This is a genomic window from Streptomyces sp. cmx-4-9, from assembly GCF_046548835.1.
In the GTDB taxonomy this organism is placed as follows: Bacteria; Actinomycetota; Actinomycetes; order Streptomycetales; family Streptomycetaceae; genus Streptomyces.
Genome location: NZ_JAEBEE010000003.1, coordinates 87,418 through 101,085, shown reverse-complemented (window position 1 = coordinate 101,085; position 13,668 = coordinate 87,418). Strand labels below are relative to the sequence as shown.

The 13,668-nt window shown below is 75.0% G+C and carries 8 protein-coding genes and 1 tRNA gene; 8 read left to right on the top strand and 1 reads right to left on the bottom strand.

The window, feature by feature from the left end:
- The first annotated feature begins 165 nt into the window (after window positions 1–165).
- From topA to ACLJTM_RS11330, 8 genes are all read left to right on the top strand, one after another.
- Entirely contained in the window at window positions 166–2,997 is a 2,832-nt protein-coding gene (topA, locus tag ACLJTM_RS11365) for a type I DNA topoisomerase (protein ID WP_411103390.1), read from the top strand.
- Between the two features lie 184 nt (window positions 2,998–3,181).
- On the top strand, window positions 3,182–6,475 hold the full coding sequence (tmk, locus tag ACLJTM_RS11360) for a dTMP kinase (RefSeq protein WP_411103389.1): 3,294 nt from the start codon (window positions 3,182–3,184) through the stop codon (window positions 6,473–6,475).
- 105 nt (window positions 6,476–6,580) lie between these two features.
- Window positions 6,581–7,792, top strand: coding sequence for a DNA polymerase III subunit delta' (locus tag ACLJTM_RS11355; RefSeq protein ID WP_411103780.1), 1,212 nt, complete (start codon window positions 6,581–6,583; stop codon window positions 7,790–7,792).
- A 379-nt stretch (window positions 7,793–8,171) separates the two neighbouring features.
- Complete coding sequence (locus ACLJTM_RS11350) at window positions 8,172–9,746, top strand: alpha/beta hydrolase (RefSeq protein WP_411103388.1); 1,575 nt, start codon at window positions 8,172–8,174, stop codon at window positions 9,744–9,746.
- Window positions 9,747–9,900: 154 nt separating this feature from the next.
- Window positions 9,901–9,974, top strand: a tRNA-Thr gene (locus ACLJTM_RS11345).
- A gap of 71 nt (window positions 9,975–10,045) precedes the next feature.
- Entirely contained in the window at window positions 10,046–10,363 is a 318-nt protein-coding gene (locus ACLJTM_RS11340) for a hypothetical protein (protein ID WP_411103387.1), read from the top strand.
- 59 nt (window positions 10,364–10,422) lie between these two features.
- Window positions 10,423–11,196 carry an aminotransferase class IV family protein gene (locus ACLJTM_RS11335; RefSeq protein ID WP_411103385.1) on the top strand — a complete coding sequence of 258 codons (774 nt, stop codon included), beginning with the start codon at window positions 10,423–10,425 and terminating at the stop codon, window positions 11,194–11,196.
- A gap of 116 nt (window positions 11,197–11,312) precedes the next feature.
- The gene (locus ACLJTM_RS11330; RefSeq protein WP_411103384.1) at window positions 11,313–11,804 is read left to right on the top strand and encodes a GNAT family N-acetyltransferase; all 492 of its coding nucleotides are present in this window, start codon (window positions 11,313–11,315) and stop codon (window positions 11,802–11,804) included.
- 123 nt (window positions 11,805–11,927) lie between these two features.
- Here ACLJTM_RS11330 and ACLJTM_RS11325 read toward each other — a convergent pair whose 3' ends face one another.
- A complete protein-coding gene (locus tag ACLJTM_RS11325; protein WP_411103383.1) occupies window positions 11,928–13,601 on the bottom strand; it encodes a bifunctional 3'-5' exonuclease/DNA polymerase in 1,674 nt (557 codons plus the stop codon).
- Window positions 13,602–13,668 lie beyond the last annotated feature (67 nt).

Here is a 13,668-nt window from a genome sequence, read left to right as displayed (position 1 = left end):
GGAAGGGTCCGGCGCGGCATCCGGGCGGCAGAAACGGCACTTGTCGGGTTACCGTTCGAGTGGCCGTTGCGGGCTTGTGCCGTTTGACACGGGGGCGGGTTGTACCGTCACACTCCGCAGCGTCGCCGTATCGCGACCGAGTGCCGACCGGAGAGAAGAGCCAAGTTGTCCCCGACTAGCGAGACCGCAAAGGGCGGCCGCCGACTCGTCATCGTCGAGTCCCCTGCCAAGGCGAAGACGATCAAGGGCTACCTCGGCCCCGGATACGTCGTCGAGGCGAGCGTCGGGCACATCCGCGACCTCCCGAACGGCGCGGCAGAGGTCCCCGACAAGTACACCGGCGAGGTCCGCCGCCTCGGCGTCGACGTCGAGCACGACTTCGCGCCGATCTACGTGGTGAACGCCGACAAGAAGGCCCAGGTCCGCAAGCTCAAGGAGCTGCTGGCCGAGTCCGACGAACTCTTCCTCGCCACCGATGAGGACCGCGAGGGCGAAGCCATCGCGTGGCACCTGCAGGAAGTCCTCAAGCCCAAGGTCCCGGTCCACCGGATGGTCTTCCACGAGATCACCAAGGACGCCATCCGCGACGCCGTCGCCAATCCGCGCGAGCTCAACCAGCGCATGGTCGACGCCCAGGAGACCCGCCGCATCCTCGACCGCCTCTACGGCTACGAGGTCTCGCCGGTCCTGTGGAAGAAGGTCATGCCGCGGCTGTCGGCGGGCCGGGTGCAGTCGGTGGCCACCCGCATGGTGGTGGAGAAGGAGCGCGAGCGCATCGCCTTCCGCTCCGCCGAGTACTGGGACCTGACCGCCACCTTCGCCACCGGCCGCGCCGGCGACGCCTCCGACCCCTCGACCCTGGTCGCCCGCCTGAACACGGTGGACGGCAAGCGCGTCGCCCAGGGTCGTGACTTCGGTTCGACCGGGCGGCTCAAGAGCGAGGTGCTGCACCTCGACGAGGCGAACGCGCGCTCGCTCGCCGCCGCCCTGGAGCAGACCGCCTTCGCCGTCCGCTCGGTCGACTCCAAGCCGTACCGGCGCTCCCCGTACGCGCCCTTCCGTACGACGACGCTCCAGCAGGAGGCCTCGCGCAAGCTGGGCTTCGGGGCGAAGGCGACCATGCAGGTCGCGCAGAAGCTGTACGAGAACGGCTTCATCACCTATATGCGTACCGACTCCACGACGCTGTCGGACACCGCCGTGTCCGCGGCCCGCGCGCAGGTCACGCAGCTCTACGGGGCCGACTACCTGCCGGAGAAGCCCCGCGTCTACGCGGGCAAGGTCAAGAACGCCCAGGAGGCGCACGAGGCGATCCGCCCCTCGGGTGACCGTTTCCGCACGCCGGCCGAGACCGGCCTGACCGGTGACCAGTTCCGCCTCTACGAGCTGATCTGGAAGCGGACCGTCGCCTCCCAGATGAAGGACGCCGTCGGCAACTCGGTCACCGTCAAGATCGGCGGACGGGCGGCGGACGGGCGCGACGCCGAGTTCACCGCCTCCGGCAAGACGATCACCTTCCACGGCTTCATGAAGGCCTACGTGGAAGGTGCGGACGACCCGAACGCGGAGCTCGACGACCGCGAGAAGCGCCTCCCGCAGGTCGCCGAGGGCGACGCACTGTCCGCCGAGGAGATCACCGCGGACGGCCACTCGACCAAGCCGCCGGCCCGCTACACCGAGGCCTCGCTGGTCAAGGAGCTCGAAGAGCGCGAGATCGGCCGGCCGTCGACCTACGCGTCGATCATCGGCACGATCCTCGACCGCGGCTACGTCTTCAAGAAGGGCACGGCGCTCGTGCCGTCCTTCCTGTCGTTCGCCGTGGTGAACCTGCTGGAGACGCACTTCGGCCGGCTCGTCGACTACGACTTCACCGCGAAGATGGAGGACGACCTCGACCGCATCGCGCGGGGCGAGGCCCAGTCCGTCCCGTGGCTCAAGCGCTTCTACTTCGGCTCGGAGGACGCCACCGAGGTCGTGCCGGCCGACGGCGACCACCTCGGCGGCCTGAAGGAGCTGGTCACGGACCTCGGCGCGATCGACGCCCGGGAGATCTCCTCCTTCCCGGTCGGCGAGGGCATCGTGCTGCGGGTAGGCCGCTACGGCCCGTACGTGGAACGCGGCGAGAAGGACGCGGAGGGCCACCAGCGCGCCGACGTACCGGACGACATGGCCCCGGACGAGCTGACGGTCGAGTACGCCCAGGAGCTGTTCGCCAAGCCGAGCGGGGAGTTCGAACTCGGCAAGGACCCCGTCAGCGGGAACGAGATCGTCGCGAAGGACGGCCGGTACGGCCCCTACGTGACCGAGATCCTCCCCGAGGGCACCCCGAAGACCGGCAAGAACGCCGTCAAGCCGCGTACCGCCTCGCTGTTCAAGTCGATGACCCTGGACACGGTCACCCTCGACGAGGCGCTCAAGCTGATGTCGCTGCCCCGGGTGGTCGGCGCCGACGCGGAGGGCGTGGAGATCACGGCCCAGAACGGCCGCTACGGCCCGTACCTGAAGAAGGGCACGGACTCGCGGTCCCTGGAGACCGAGGACCAGCTCTTCTCCATCACGCTCGACGAGGCCCTGGCGATCTACGCGCAGCCCAAGCAGCGCGGCCGGGCCGCGGCCAAGCCCCCGCTGAAGGAGCTGGGCACCGACCCGGTGAGCGAGAAGCCGGTGGTGGTCAAGGACGGCCGCTTCGGCCCGTACGTGACGGACGGCGAGACGAACGCCACCCTGCGCCGGGACGACGACGTCGAGACCATCACCCCGGAGCGCGGATACGAGCTGCTCGCGGAGAAGCGCGCCAAGGCCCCGGCCAAGAAGACGGCGAAGAAGGCCCCCGCGAAGAAGGCCACGGCCAAGAAGGCCCCGGCGAAGAAGGCGACGGCCACGAAGGCGGCCGCGGCGAAGAAGACCACCGCGACCAAGACCGCGGCTGCGAAGAAGACCACGGCCAAGAAGACGGTCGCGAAGAAGGCTGCGGCGGGCGCCCCGGCGGACGAGTAGCCGCCGGCAGCACACGAAGGGCATCCGCCGGCAGCACCTCCGGCACCGAGGGGCCCCGCGCAGTGGCGCGGGGCCCCTCGCGCACACGGTCCCGCGGGCGGCGTTCCCGGCCCGGACGGGGCGGCGGAACCGACCTTGTCCACAGGCTTCCGCACCCGCCAAGCACAGCGGATAGGCTGGGCGGATGACGCGAGCCGAGCAGCCAACGGTCGTGACCGCCCCGGCAAACCCCACGTACGACGAAGCCCTCGCTGCGGACTCCCGCGAGCGTGCGGTGCGCGCACTGCTGCGCACCCCAGGGCTGCGCCGTCTGTGGAGCGCCCAGCTGGTGAGCGGCATCGGAGATGCCCTCGCCCTGCTGGTCCTGGTCCTGCTGGCCTACCAGGCAGCCGTCTCGGAGGCGGCCTTCGGCGGCGGCTACAGAGGCGCGGCCCTGGCGGTCGCCGCCGTGTTCGGGGTGCGGATCCTCGCCACCCTGCTGTTCGGCGCGGTCCTGCTCGGCCCGCTGACGGCGCTCGTCGCCCCCGGCGGGAAGCTCGACCGGCGCTGGACGATGGTCGGCGCCGACGGCGTGCGCCTGGCCCTCTTCGTCGTCGCCCCGCTCTGGCTCGACTGGATCCCGGCCCACGCCATGACCGCGCTGCTGGCCACCGTCTTCGTCTCCGGCGCCGCCGAGCGGCTGTGGAGCCTGGCCAAGGACAGCGCCGCCCCGGCCCTGCTGCCCGCGCCGCCGCCGGAGGGGGCGACCGTACGGCCGCTCCCCGACCACCTGGACGCGCTGCGCCGGCTGACCCTGCGCACCTCCTTCGCCGCCGTACCCGTCGCCGCGGCCGCCCTGCTCGCCGCGACGCTGGTCGGCAAGGCCCTCGGCCTCGGGGTCGGCTGGTTCGCCGAGAACCAGGCCGCGCTCGGCTCGTACGTGGCCTCCGGCCTCTTCGCCGCATCGGTCTCGCTGCTGCTGCCCCTGGTGCTCCCGGACGCGAAGACCCCGCGCCCGCGCTCCCCGCTGGAGGGGCTGCGCGCCCCCCGGGCGGGCGACCGGCCCGACAAGGGCCGCACGGGCGCCGTCCCGCTGCTCGTGCTCGCCTGCGCGGCGGTCGCCGCGGCGGTGGCCGCCGCCGCGGCCGTGTCCGTCCTGCACGCCTTCGACCTGGGCGGCGGCCCCGCCGCATTCGCCCTGACGATCCTGGCGCTGGTCGGCGGCACCGCGGCCGGCATCCGCGCCACCCAGGCCGGCAAGGTGCTGCCCGCGCTGTCGCGGCGCCGCCTGCTGGCCCTCGCCATAGCGGTGACCGGCCTCGCCCTGCTGCTGGCCGGTTTGGTGCCGGACACCGCGACGGTCGTGTTCCTGGCCCTGCTCGCGGGCACCGCCGCCGGTGTCGCGGCCAACACCGGCCACACCCTGCTCGACCAGGAGACCGAGGAGTTCCGCCGGGCCCGGGTCACCGAGCACCTCCAGGCAGTCGTCCGGGTCGCCGTCGGCATCGGAGCCATCGCGGCCCCGCTGCTCGCAGCGCTGATCGGCCCGCACCGGCTGACCGGTGCCGAGATCGTCTTCTCGCACGGCGGCGCGGCCTTCACGCTGATGCTGGTCGGCGCCCTGCTGCTGCCCGTCTCCGTGGTGGTCCTCACCAAGGCCGACGACCGCAGCGGCGTACCCCTGCGGCGCGACCTGCGCGAGGCTCTGCGGGGCGGCGAGCCCGCGCAGGCGGCCTCCGCCACCGGCTTCTTCATCGCCCTCGAAGGGGGCGACGGAGCGGGCAAGTCCACCCAGGTGGAGGCGCTGGCCGACTGGATACGGAGCAAGGGCCACGAGGTCGTCGTGACGCGCGAGCCGGGGGCCACCCCCGTGGGCAAGCGGCTGCGCTCGATCCTGCTCGACGTGTCCTCCGCCGGACTGTCGAACCGGGCCGAGGCGCTGCTGTACGCGGCGGACCGGGCGGAGCACGTGGACACGGTGGTGCGGCCCGCACTGGAGCGCGGCGCCGTCGTGGTCTCCGACCGGTACATCGACTCCTCGGTGGCCTACCAGGGCGCCGGACGCGACCTCTCCCCGACCGAGATCGCCCGGATCTCCCGCTGGGCCACCGACGGGCTCGTCCCGAACCTCACCGTGCTGCTCGACGTGTCGCCGGAGGCGGCCCGGGAGCGGTTCACGGAGGCGCCCGACCGCCTGGAGTCGGAGCCCGCGGAATTCCACCAGCGGGTACGGGCCGGCTTCCTGACGCTGGCCGCGTCCGACCCCGGCCGCTACCTGGTCGTCGACGCCGGGCAGGACCCGGAGTCGGTCACCACCGTCGTACGCCACCGCCTGGACCGGATGCTCCCGCTCTCCGAGGCCGAGGTGGCCGCGCAGATCGAGGCCCGCCGGGTCGCCGAGGAGGAGGCCCGGCTGCGCGCCGAGGCCGAGGCCGCGCGCAAGGCGGAAGAGGCCCGGCTGAAGGCCGAGGAAGAGGCCCGGCTGGCCCGCGAGGCCGAGGAGGCCCGGGTCAGGGCCGAGGCGGAGGCCGCGCGCAGGGCCGCGGAGGAGCGCCGGCGCGCCGAGGAGGAGGCCCGGGCCCGGGCCGAGGCCGAGCGGCTGCGCGCCGAGGCCGAGGAGCGGGCGCGGGCCGTCGAGCAGGAGAGGCTGCGCCGGCAGGCGGAGGAGGAGGCCCGGCTGCGGGCCGAGGCCGAGGAACGCCGGCTGGAGAAGCAGCGGCGGGCCGAGGAGGCCCTGCTCAAGGCCGAGGAGGCCCGCCGGCTGGCGGAGGCCGCCGCGGCCGAGGTGGCGGCGAAGACGGCCGCGGCGGCTGCGGCAGCGGCGGCCTCCGCGCCGGCTCCCGCGGCCGCGCCGGCTCCCGCTCCGGGCGGGCCGGACCGGATGCGCAAGGACCCGCAGCCGCAGTCGCCTCGCCCGCAGCCGCAGTCGGACCCGCAGCCGCAGGCCCGTCCGCAGTCGCCGGCCCGTCCGCAGCCGCATCCGGACGATGCGGTCACGGTCGAGACCCCGCTGGTGAAGCGGACCGTACGGCCCGACGACGTCACCCAGACGGTTCCGGTGCCGAAGCTTCCGGAGTCGGCCGACGAGCCCTCGTCCGCCGAGCAGACCGCGGTGCTGCCGCCGGTCCGCGAGGTCGACGAGACGGCCGTACTGCCGCCCGTGCGGCCCTCCGGCCCGGCCCGGTCCGGGTCCCCGGCCTCCCCGGCTGCGGGGGAGCCGGGCCGGTCCGCGACCCGGCCCACCGCCCGGCGCTCCGAGGAGTCCCCGGCCGACCGGGTGCCGCCCGGCATCTTCCGGGACACCGGCAACGACCGGACCCGGGAGCTCCCGGCGCTCGACGAGAACGGCCGGCCCCGCCGGGCGCGTTCCGACTGGGCCGAGGAGACCCCGCTGGACGATCTGCCGACGCTGGCCGACGAACTGCTGGGCCACCGCCGCGAGGAGGAGGACCCCGAGGCGGAGGCTGACGGCGACGGCCGCGGTCGGCGCCGCCGCTGACGCAGCGGCGGCCGGCCGGGACGGTCGGCCACGGCGCGGCCTGTCAGCGGGGCGGGCCACACTGTGAACAGCACGACGGCAGAACAGCGAGAGGCGGTGGGCGCGATGCCCGTGTGGGACGACCTGGTGGGCCAGGAGCGGGTGCAGACCCAGCTGGCCGCCGCCGCCCGGGACGCCGACGCCCTGGTCACGGCGATCACCGACGGCACCCCGCCGCCCGCCGCGTCCAAGATGACCCACGCCTGGCTGTTCACCGGACCGCCCGGCTCCGGTCGGTCCACCGCCGCCCGCGCCTTCGCGGCGGCCCTGCAGTGCACCAGCCCCGACCGCGCCCTCGGCGGCGAGCCGGGCTGCGGCTTCTGCGACGGGTGCCACACCACCCTGGTCGGCACCCACGCCGACGTGGAGATCGTCCGTACCGACCTGCTGTCGATCGGCGTGAAGGAGACCCGCGACCTGGTCCGCCGCGCCCAGCTCTCCCCGGCGGTCGGCCGCTGGCAGGTCATCGTCCTGGAGGACGCCGACCGGCTGACGGAGGGCGCGGGCAACGTCCTGCTCAAGGCGGTGGAGGAGCCCGCCCCCCGCACGGTGTGGCTGCTGTGCGCACCCTCGCTGGAGGACGTCCTGCCCACGATCCGGTCCCGCTGCCGGCACCTGACCCTGCGCACCCCGCCCGTACGGGCCGTCGCCGAGGTACTGGTGCGGCGCGACGGCATCGAGCCCGCCGTCGCCGAGGCCGCCGCCCGGGCCACGCAGGGGCACATCGGCCGGGCGCGCCGGCTGGCGACCGACGATGCCGCCCGGTTCCGCCGCGCCACCGTGCTGAAGCTGCCGCTGCTCGTCCACGACGTGGGCGGCTGCCTCAAGGCGGCGCAGGAACTGGTCGACGCCGCCGCCGAGGACGCCAAGCAGGTCGCGGAGGAGGTCGACACCAAGGAGACCGAGGAGCTGCGGGCCGCGCTCGGCGCCGGAGCGGGCGCCGGCAGCCGGATGCCGCGCGGCACGGCGGGCGTGATGAAGGAGCTGGAGGACCGGCAGAAGCGCCGCCGCACCCGGACCCAGCGCGACAGCCTCGACCTGGCGCTGACCGATCTCACCGGCTTCTACCGGGACGTCCTGGCCCTCCAGCTGGGCTCGGCCGTGGCCATCGCGAACGAGGAGGTGCGGCCGGACCTCGACCGGATCGCCCGCGCCTCGGGGCCCGAGCGGACCCTGCGCCGGATCGAGGCGATCATCGCCTGCCGCGAGGCCCTCGACCGGAACGTGGCCCCGCTCCTGGCGGTCGAGGCGATGACCATGTCACTGCGCGCGGGCTGACCGTCCCCCCGGCCCGTCCGCGCTCCTGCGCCGCGCTCCTGGGCCCGGCCGCGCTTCTGGGCCCGTCCGCGCTTCTGGGCACGTCCGGGCTTCTGGGCCCGGCCGCGCTTCTGGGCACGTCCGGGCTCCTGCGCCCGTCCGGGCTCCTGGCCCGGCCGCATCCGTCTCGGACCGCGCCGCCCCTCCGCATGGCCGTGCCCGCCCTGTCCGCCCTGTCCGCCCTCTCACCCCGGTGACCGGTTCACCCGTACGGGCGGACCGCCGGGCCGGTGGCGGGCCGGGCCGGGCCGCCGTACCGCCCGGCAGGACCGGGCACGGCGCGCCGCCGTCCGGCCCAGGAGCGCCGCGGAGCGGTCCGGGCAGGACATAGGCTCCGAGGATGGACACCAGTCGCGTGCTGCGTACCACCGGGACCGTGTTCGCAGCCGCAGGGCTCCTGCTCTCCGGCTGCAGCTCGGGCGGGTCCACCGGACCCACGGCCTCCGCGTCCCCCGGCGGGGGCTCGTCCGCGCCGGCGTCCGCGGCCCGGCCGACGGCGGTCCCCGCGGCGCTGCGCCCGTACTACCAGCAGAAGCTGAGCTGGCGCGACTGCGGTGTGCCCGGCTTCCAGTGCGCCACGATGAAGGCCCCGCTGGACTACGCGGACCCCGGTTCGGGCCAGGACGTGGACATCGCGGTGGCCCGCCGCCCCGCCACCGGCCCCGGCAGGCGCCTCGGCTCGCTGGTCGTCAACCCGGGCGGCCCCGGCGGCTCCGGCATCGGATACCTCCAGGCGTACGCCGGCATCGGCTACCCCGCGCCCGTCCGCGCCCAGTACGACATGGTCTCCTTCGACCCGCGCGGGGTGGCCCGCAGCAGCCCGGTCGAGTGCCTGACCGGGCCGGCGATGGACCGGTACACACAGGTGGACCAGACGCCCGACGACGCGGCCGAACAAGCCCTGCTGGTGGCGGCATTCAAGGAGTTCGCGGGCGCCTGCAAGGCGCGTTCCTCCCGGGTCCTCCCGCACGTGTCCACCGTCGAGGCCGCCAAGGACATGGACATGCTCCGCGCGGTACTGGGCGACGAGAAGCTCTCCTACGTGGGCGCCTCGTACGGCACGCTGCTCGGGGCGACCTACGCCGACCTCTTCCCCGGCCGCGTCGGCCGGCTGGTCCTGGACGGGGCGATGGACCCCTCCCGCCCGGCCCTGGAGCTCAACCGGGACCAGACGGCGGGCTTCGAGACCGCCTTCACCTCCTTCGCCGAGGACTGCGCGAAGCAGCCCGAGTGCCCGCTCGGCAAGGGCAGCCCGCAGCAGGTGGCGGCGCAGCTGAAGGAGTTCTTCCGCAAGCTCGACGCCCAGCCCGTGCCGAGCGGCGACCCTGACCGCCCGCTGGGCGAGGCCCTGGCGACGACCGGGGTGATCGCTGCGCTGTACGACGAGAGCGCCTGGCCGCAGCTGCGCGAGGCGCTCACGGCGGCGATGGACGGCGACGGGGCGGGCCTGCTGGGCCTGGCCGACAGCTACTACGAGCGGGACCAGCAGGGCAAGTACGCCAACCTGATGTCCGCGAACGCCGCCGTCAACTGCCTCGACCAGCCCCCGGCCTTCGACGGCCCGGCGGCGGTGGAGAAGGCCCTGCCGTCCTTCGAGAAGGCCTCGCCGGTCTTCGGCGCGGGCCTGGCCTGGGCCTCGCTGAACTGCGGGTACTGGCCGGTGAAGGCCACGGGCACGGCGAAGGCGCTGGCCGCGCCGGGGGCCCCGCCGATCGTGGTGGTGGGCACCGTCCGCGACCCGGCGACCCCGTACAAGTGGGCGCAGGCGCTCGCCGGGCAGCTCGACTCGGGCGTGCTGCTCACCTACGACGGCGACGGCCACACGGCGTACGGCCGCGGCAGCGACTGCATCGACACCGCGATCAACCGCTACCTGCTGGAGGGCAAGCCCCCGAAGGACGGCCAGAAGTGCTGAGCCTCTCCGGGCCCCCCGGTCCGGCCGGTCCGGCCGGACCGCTCCGTTCCGCCCGCGGTCGGGGGCGGTCCGGGGCACCCTCCCGCACCCTGTAGACTTGGCGCCGCTGCTGATGAGCACCCCTCTCCGAGGGAATACTTGTCTGGCCAGCGGTGCCGCCTTAGCTCAGCTGGCCAGAGCAACGCACTCGTAATGCGTAGGTCTCGGGTTCGAATCCCGAAGGCGGCTCGGATCAGCCCCAGGACTCACTCGCCGTGACCTGGGGCTTTTTCATGCCCTGGGGGCGGTGAGGGGGAGCGGTGGACGAGGCGGCGGGGGACCGGGTCACCGAGCGGCTCCGGCGGCGGATCCGGGCCGACTTCCCGGAGCCGGGGGCGGCCGAGGAGGTGGCCGGGGCCCTGCGGGACCTGGCGGACCGGCTGGGTGCGGGCGGGGTGCGCGGGGCGGCAGCCGAGCGGCTGGCGGCAGCCGTGGTGCTGCTGGGGTGCGGTGACGCCCGGCGGGTGCGGAGCGCGGTGGCGCTGGCCCTGACCGACTGGCGGGACCTGCTGATGGCGGCCGGCCTGGGCGGGGCGGACTGGCCCGCACTGCTGGACGCCGAACTGGGCGCACCCTGACCCCGTCCCGCGGGCCGTACCGGCCGGGCCGGGGTGCGGGCGGCTGGCATCCTGGCCGGGTGGCAGAACTCAACGGGGTGCCGGTCGAGCCCGCGCAATGGCAGAGCCTGGCGCTGACCAACTACGGGCACTTCACGACGATGCGGGTCGACGACGGGCGGGTGCGGGGGCTGGCCCTGCACCTGGACAGGCTCCGGCGGGACTGCGGGACGCTCTTCGGCGTCGACCTCGACCCGCGGCGCGTCCGGGAGCTGGCCCGCCGCGCCGTTCCCGCGAGCGGTGCGGTCGTGGTCCGGGTGACGGTCTTCGACCCGGAGTGCGACCTCGGACACCCTGCGGCGGCGCGGCAGCCGCAGGTGCTGGTGACCTCCCGGCCGGCCGGCGCCCTCCCGCTGCCGCCGCTGCGGGTGCGGCCGGTGGCGTGCGTACGGGAGGTGCCGGAGGTCAAGAGCGTCGGACTGTTCGCCGGCCTGCACCACCGGCGCCAGGCGCAGTTGGCAGGTTTCGACGACGCGCTCTTCGTCGACCGGGAGCAGGCCGTCTCGGAGGGGGCCACTTGGAACGTCGGCTTCTTCGACGGCCACCGGGTGCTCTGGCCGGAGGCGGACTGCCTCGCCGGCGTCACGATGGAACTGCTCAAGGGCGTCCACGACCACGACACCCGGCGCGTCCCGCTGGCCGAACTCTCGCAACTCCAGGCGGCCTTCGCCACGAACGCGGCCATCGGCGTCCGGACGATCAGCGCGGTCGGCGGGACCGGGCTGCCGGGCGCGCCGGACATCGTGGCCGCGCTGCACCGGCAGTACACGGCCATCCCCGGCGACCTGCTGTGACCGGCCCGTGCAGCCCCGCCCAGCCCGGTCTCGGTAAGGGCTGGGCCCGCTTCCGGGTGTCGGGCGGGCCCCGCGCACAATGGCGGGGCACGGTCGGACACCACGAGGAGCGACGTATGAGCGGCAGCGGTCGGACGCAGGAGCAGCAGGGGGCGGGGGTGTCGGTCCGCACCGCCGGTGAGGCCGATGTGGAGGTGGCCGCCGCGCTGTTCCGCGGGTACCTGGAGTTCTACGGCGTCGCCCCGGAAGCAGGCTCCGACGCCCCGCGGGCCTACCTCGCCGAGCGCATCGCCAAGGACGAGTCCCTCGTGCTGCTCGCCGACGTGCCGGGGGCGGGAACGGTCGGCTTCGCTCAGGTGTACCGGACCTTCTCCTCCCTGACCCTGAGTACCGCGTGGATCCTCTACGACCTGTACGTCGCCCCGGCCGGCCGTCGCTCCGGCGCCGCGCGGGCGCTGCTGCGGGAGGTGCTGGACCGGGCGCGCGAGGCCGGGGTGGGGGGCGTGCAGCTGGAGACCGCCTACGACAACCACGTCGCGCAGGGGCTGTACGAGGCGGAGGGCTTCGTCCGCGAGGAGTTCCACGTGTACTCCCACGAACTGGGCTGACCGGCACCGGACATCCGGGGCCCCGGCCCCGGATGTCCCGCAGGGTCCGGCCCGGCCCGGCCCGGCCCGGACCGGGCCGCGCCCGTCGGTCGGCGGGCCGGGGGTCGGCGCCCCGGCGCCCCTTCACTTCGCGTCCGCGTAGCACTCCACGACCGCCGTGCTGAACGGGAACCGGACCGGGGTGTCGCCGAAGGCGATCCGCCCGGCGCGGTCGCCCGCCGCGCGGATCGCCTCGGCGACGGCCGCGCCCTCCTCGGCCGGGCAGTGCACGATCACCTCGTCGTGCTGGAAGAAGACCAGCTCGGCGCGCATCCCGGCGAGGGACTGGCGCAGGGCCGCGAGGAGCAGCAGCGCCCAGTCGGCCGCGCTGCCCTGGACGACGAAGTTGCGGGTGAAGCGGCCGCGGGCCCGGGTGTCGGTCGAGGCGTAGCCGGGGGTCCACCCCTCCTCGCGGTCCTGGGGGATGCCGGCCTCGCCCCCGTCGTCGTCGCCGGGCCGGACCGGCGGTGGGCAGGTGCGCCCGAGCCAGGTCCGTACGAGCCGCCCCTCCTCGCCGGCCCGGGCCGCGTCGTCCACGTAGGCGACGGCCCGTGGGAAGCGGCGGCGCAGCGCGGCCAGGTTCTTCAGGCCGTCGCCGGAGGTCTGGCCGTAGACGGCCCCGAGCACGGCGATCTTCGCCTTGTCCCGGTCGCCGGAGAAGCCCTGCCGGGAGACGGCGGTGTAGAGGTCCGCCGGGTCCCCGGCCACCTCCATGAAGGCCGGATCACGGGAGATGGCGGCGAGTACGCGCGGTTCCATCTGGTCGGCGTCGGCGACGACCAGCCGCCAGCCCGGGTCGGCGACGACGGCCCGGCGGATCACCTTGGGGATCTGCAGGGCCCCGCCGCCGTGGGTGACCCAGCGGCCGGTGAGGGTGCCGCCGGGGATGAACTCCGGGCGGAAGCGGCCCTCGTGCACCCAGTCGGCGAGCCAGCTCCAGCCGTGGGCGGTGTAGATGCGGTACAGCTTCTTGTACTCGATCAGCGGCTCCACGGCCGGATGGTCGAGCCCCTGGATCTCCCAGCGGCGGGTGGACTTCAGCTTGATGCCGGCCTCGGCGAAGGCCTTGACGACGTCGGCGGGCAGGTCGGGCCGGACCCGCCGGCCGAACGCGGTCGAGATGCGGTCGGCGAGCTCGGCCAGCCGGCGCGGCTCGCCGCCCCCCGCGTACCGCTCGCCGAGGAGCTCGGTCAGCAGGGCCCGGTGGACGTCGGCCCGCCAGGGCAGGCCCGCGCGGTTCATCTCGGCGGCGACCAGGAAGGCCGCGGACTCGGCGGCGACGAGCAGCCGCATCCGGTCGGGACGGGCCGTGGCGTCGAGCCGCCGCACCTGCTCGGCGTGCACGGCGAGCAGGGCGTCGAGGGGGAGCGGGGCGGGCTGCGGGTCGAAGAGGGAGGACTGGGTTCCGGGGGAGGCGGTCCGCTGCGGCGGATCGGCCGGTACGGGCGACCCGTTGAGCCGGGCCCATGCGGCGGCTGCGGACCGGGGCTGTCCGGAGCGGCCCTCGTGGGCGAGGAGCAGCAGTTCGGCGTCCTCCACGTCGTGGCACCGCTCGATGCGGACCCCGGCGGCCAGCAGCCGCGGGTACACGGCGGCGGTGGAACTCCACACCCACCGGGCCCCCGCGGGTGCGGCGCGGACCGCCTCGGCCGGATCGCCGGCGCTCGTGCGGGGGCCGGCCGCGGGGTCCACGGGCGCGGCGTGCCAGCGGCCGTCACCGTCCTCGGCGAGGGCCCACCGGGGCGTGCGGTCGCTCATGGGTGCGAGTCTCCCACCGCCCTGTGACATCCCCCGGGCGGCGGGGCCGGGCCGTGCCGCCGCCCCC

Coding starts and splice junctions, on each gene's coding strand:
- ACLJTM_RS11350 (WP_411103388.1), top strand. CDS start 8,172: ATGGACACCAGTCGCGTGCTGCGTACCACCGGGACCGTGTTCGCAGCC.
- tmk (WP_411103389.1), top strand. CDS start 3,182: ATGACGCGAGCCGAGCAGCCAACGGTCGTGACCGCCCCGGCAAACCCC.
- ACLJTM_RS11330 (WP_411103384.1), top strand. CDS start 11,313: ATGAGCGGCAGCGGTCGGACGCAGGAGCAGCAGGGGGCGGGGGTGTCG.
- ACLJTM_RS11325 (WP_411103383.1), bottom strand. CDS start 13,601: ATGAGCGACCGCACGCCCCGGTGGGCCCTCGCCGAGGACGGTGACGGC.
- ACLJTM_RS11355 (WP_411103780.1), top strand. CDS start 6,581: ATGCCCGTGTGGGACGACCTGGTGGGCCAGGAGCGGGTGCAGACCCAG.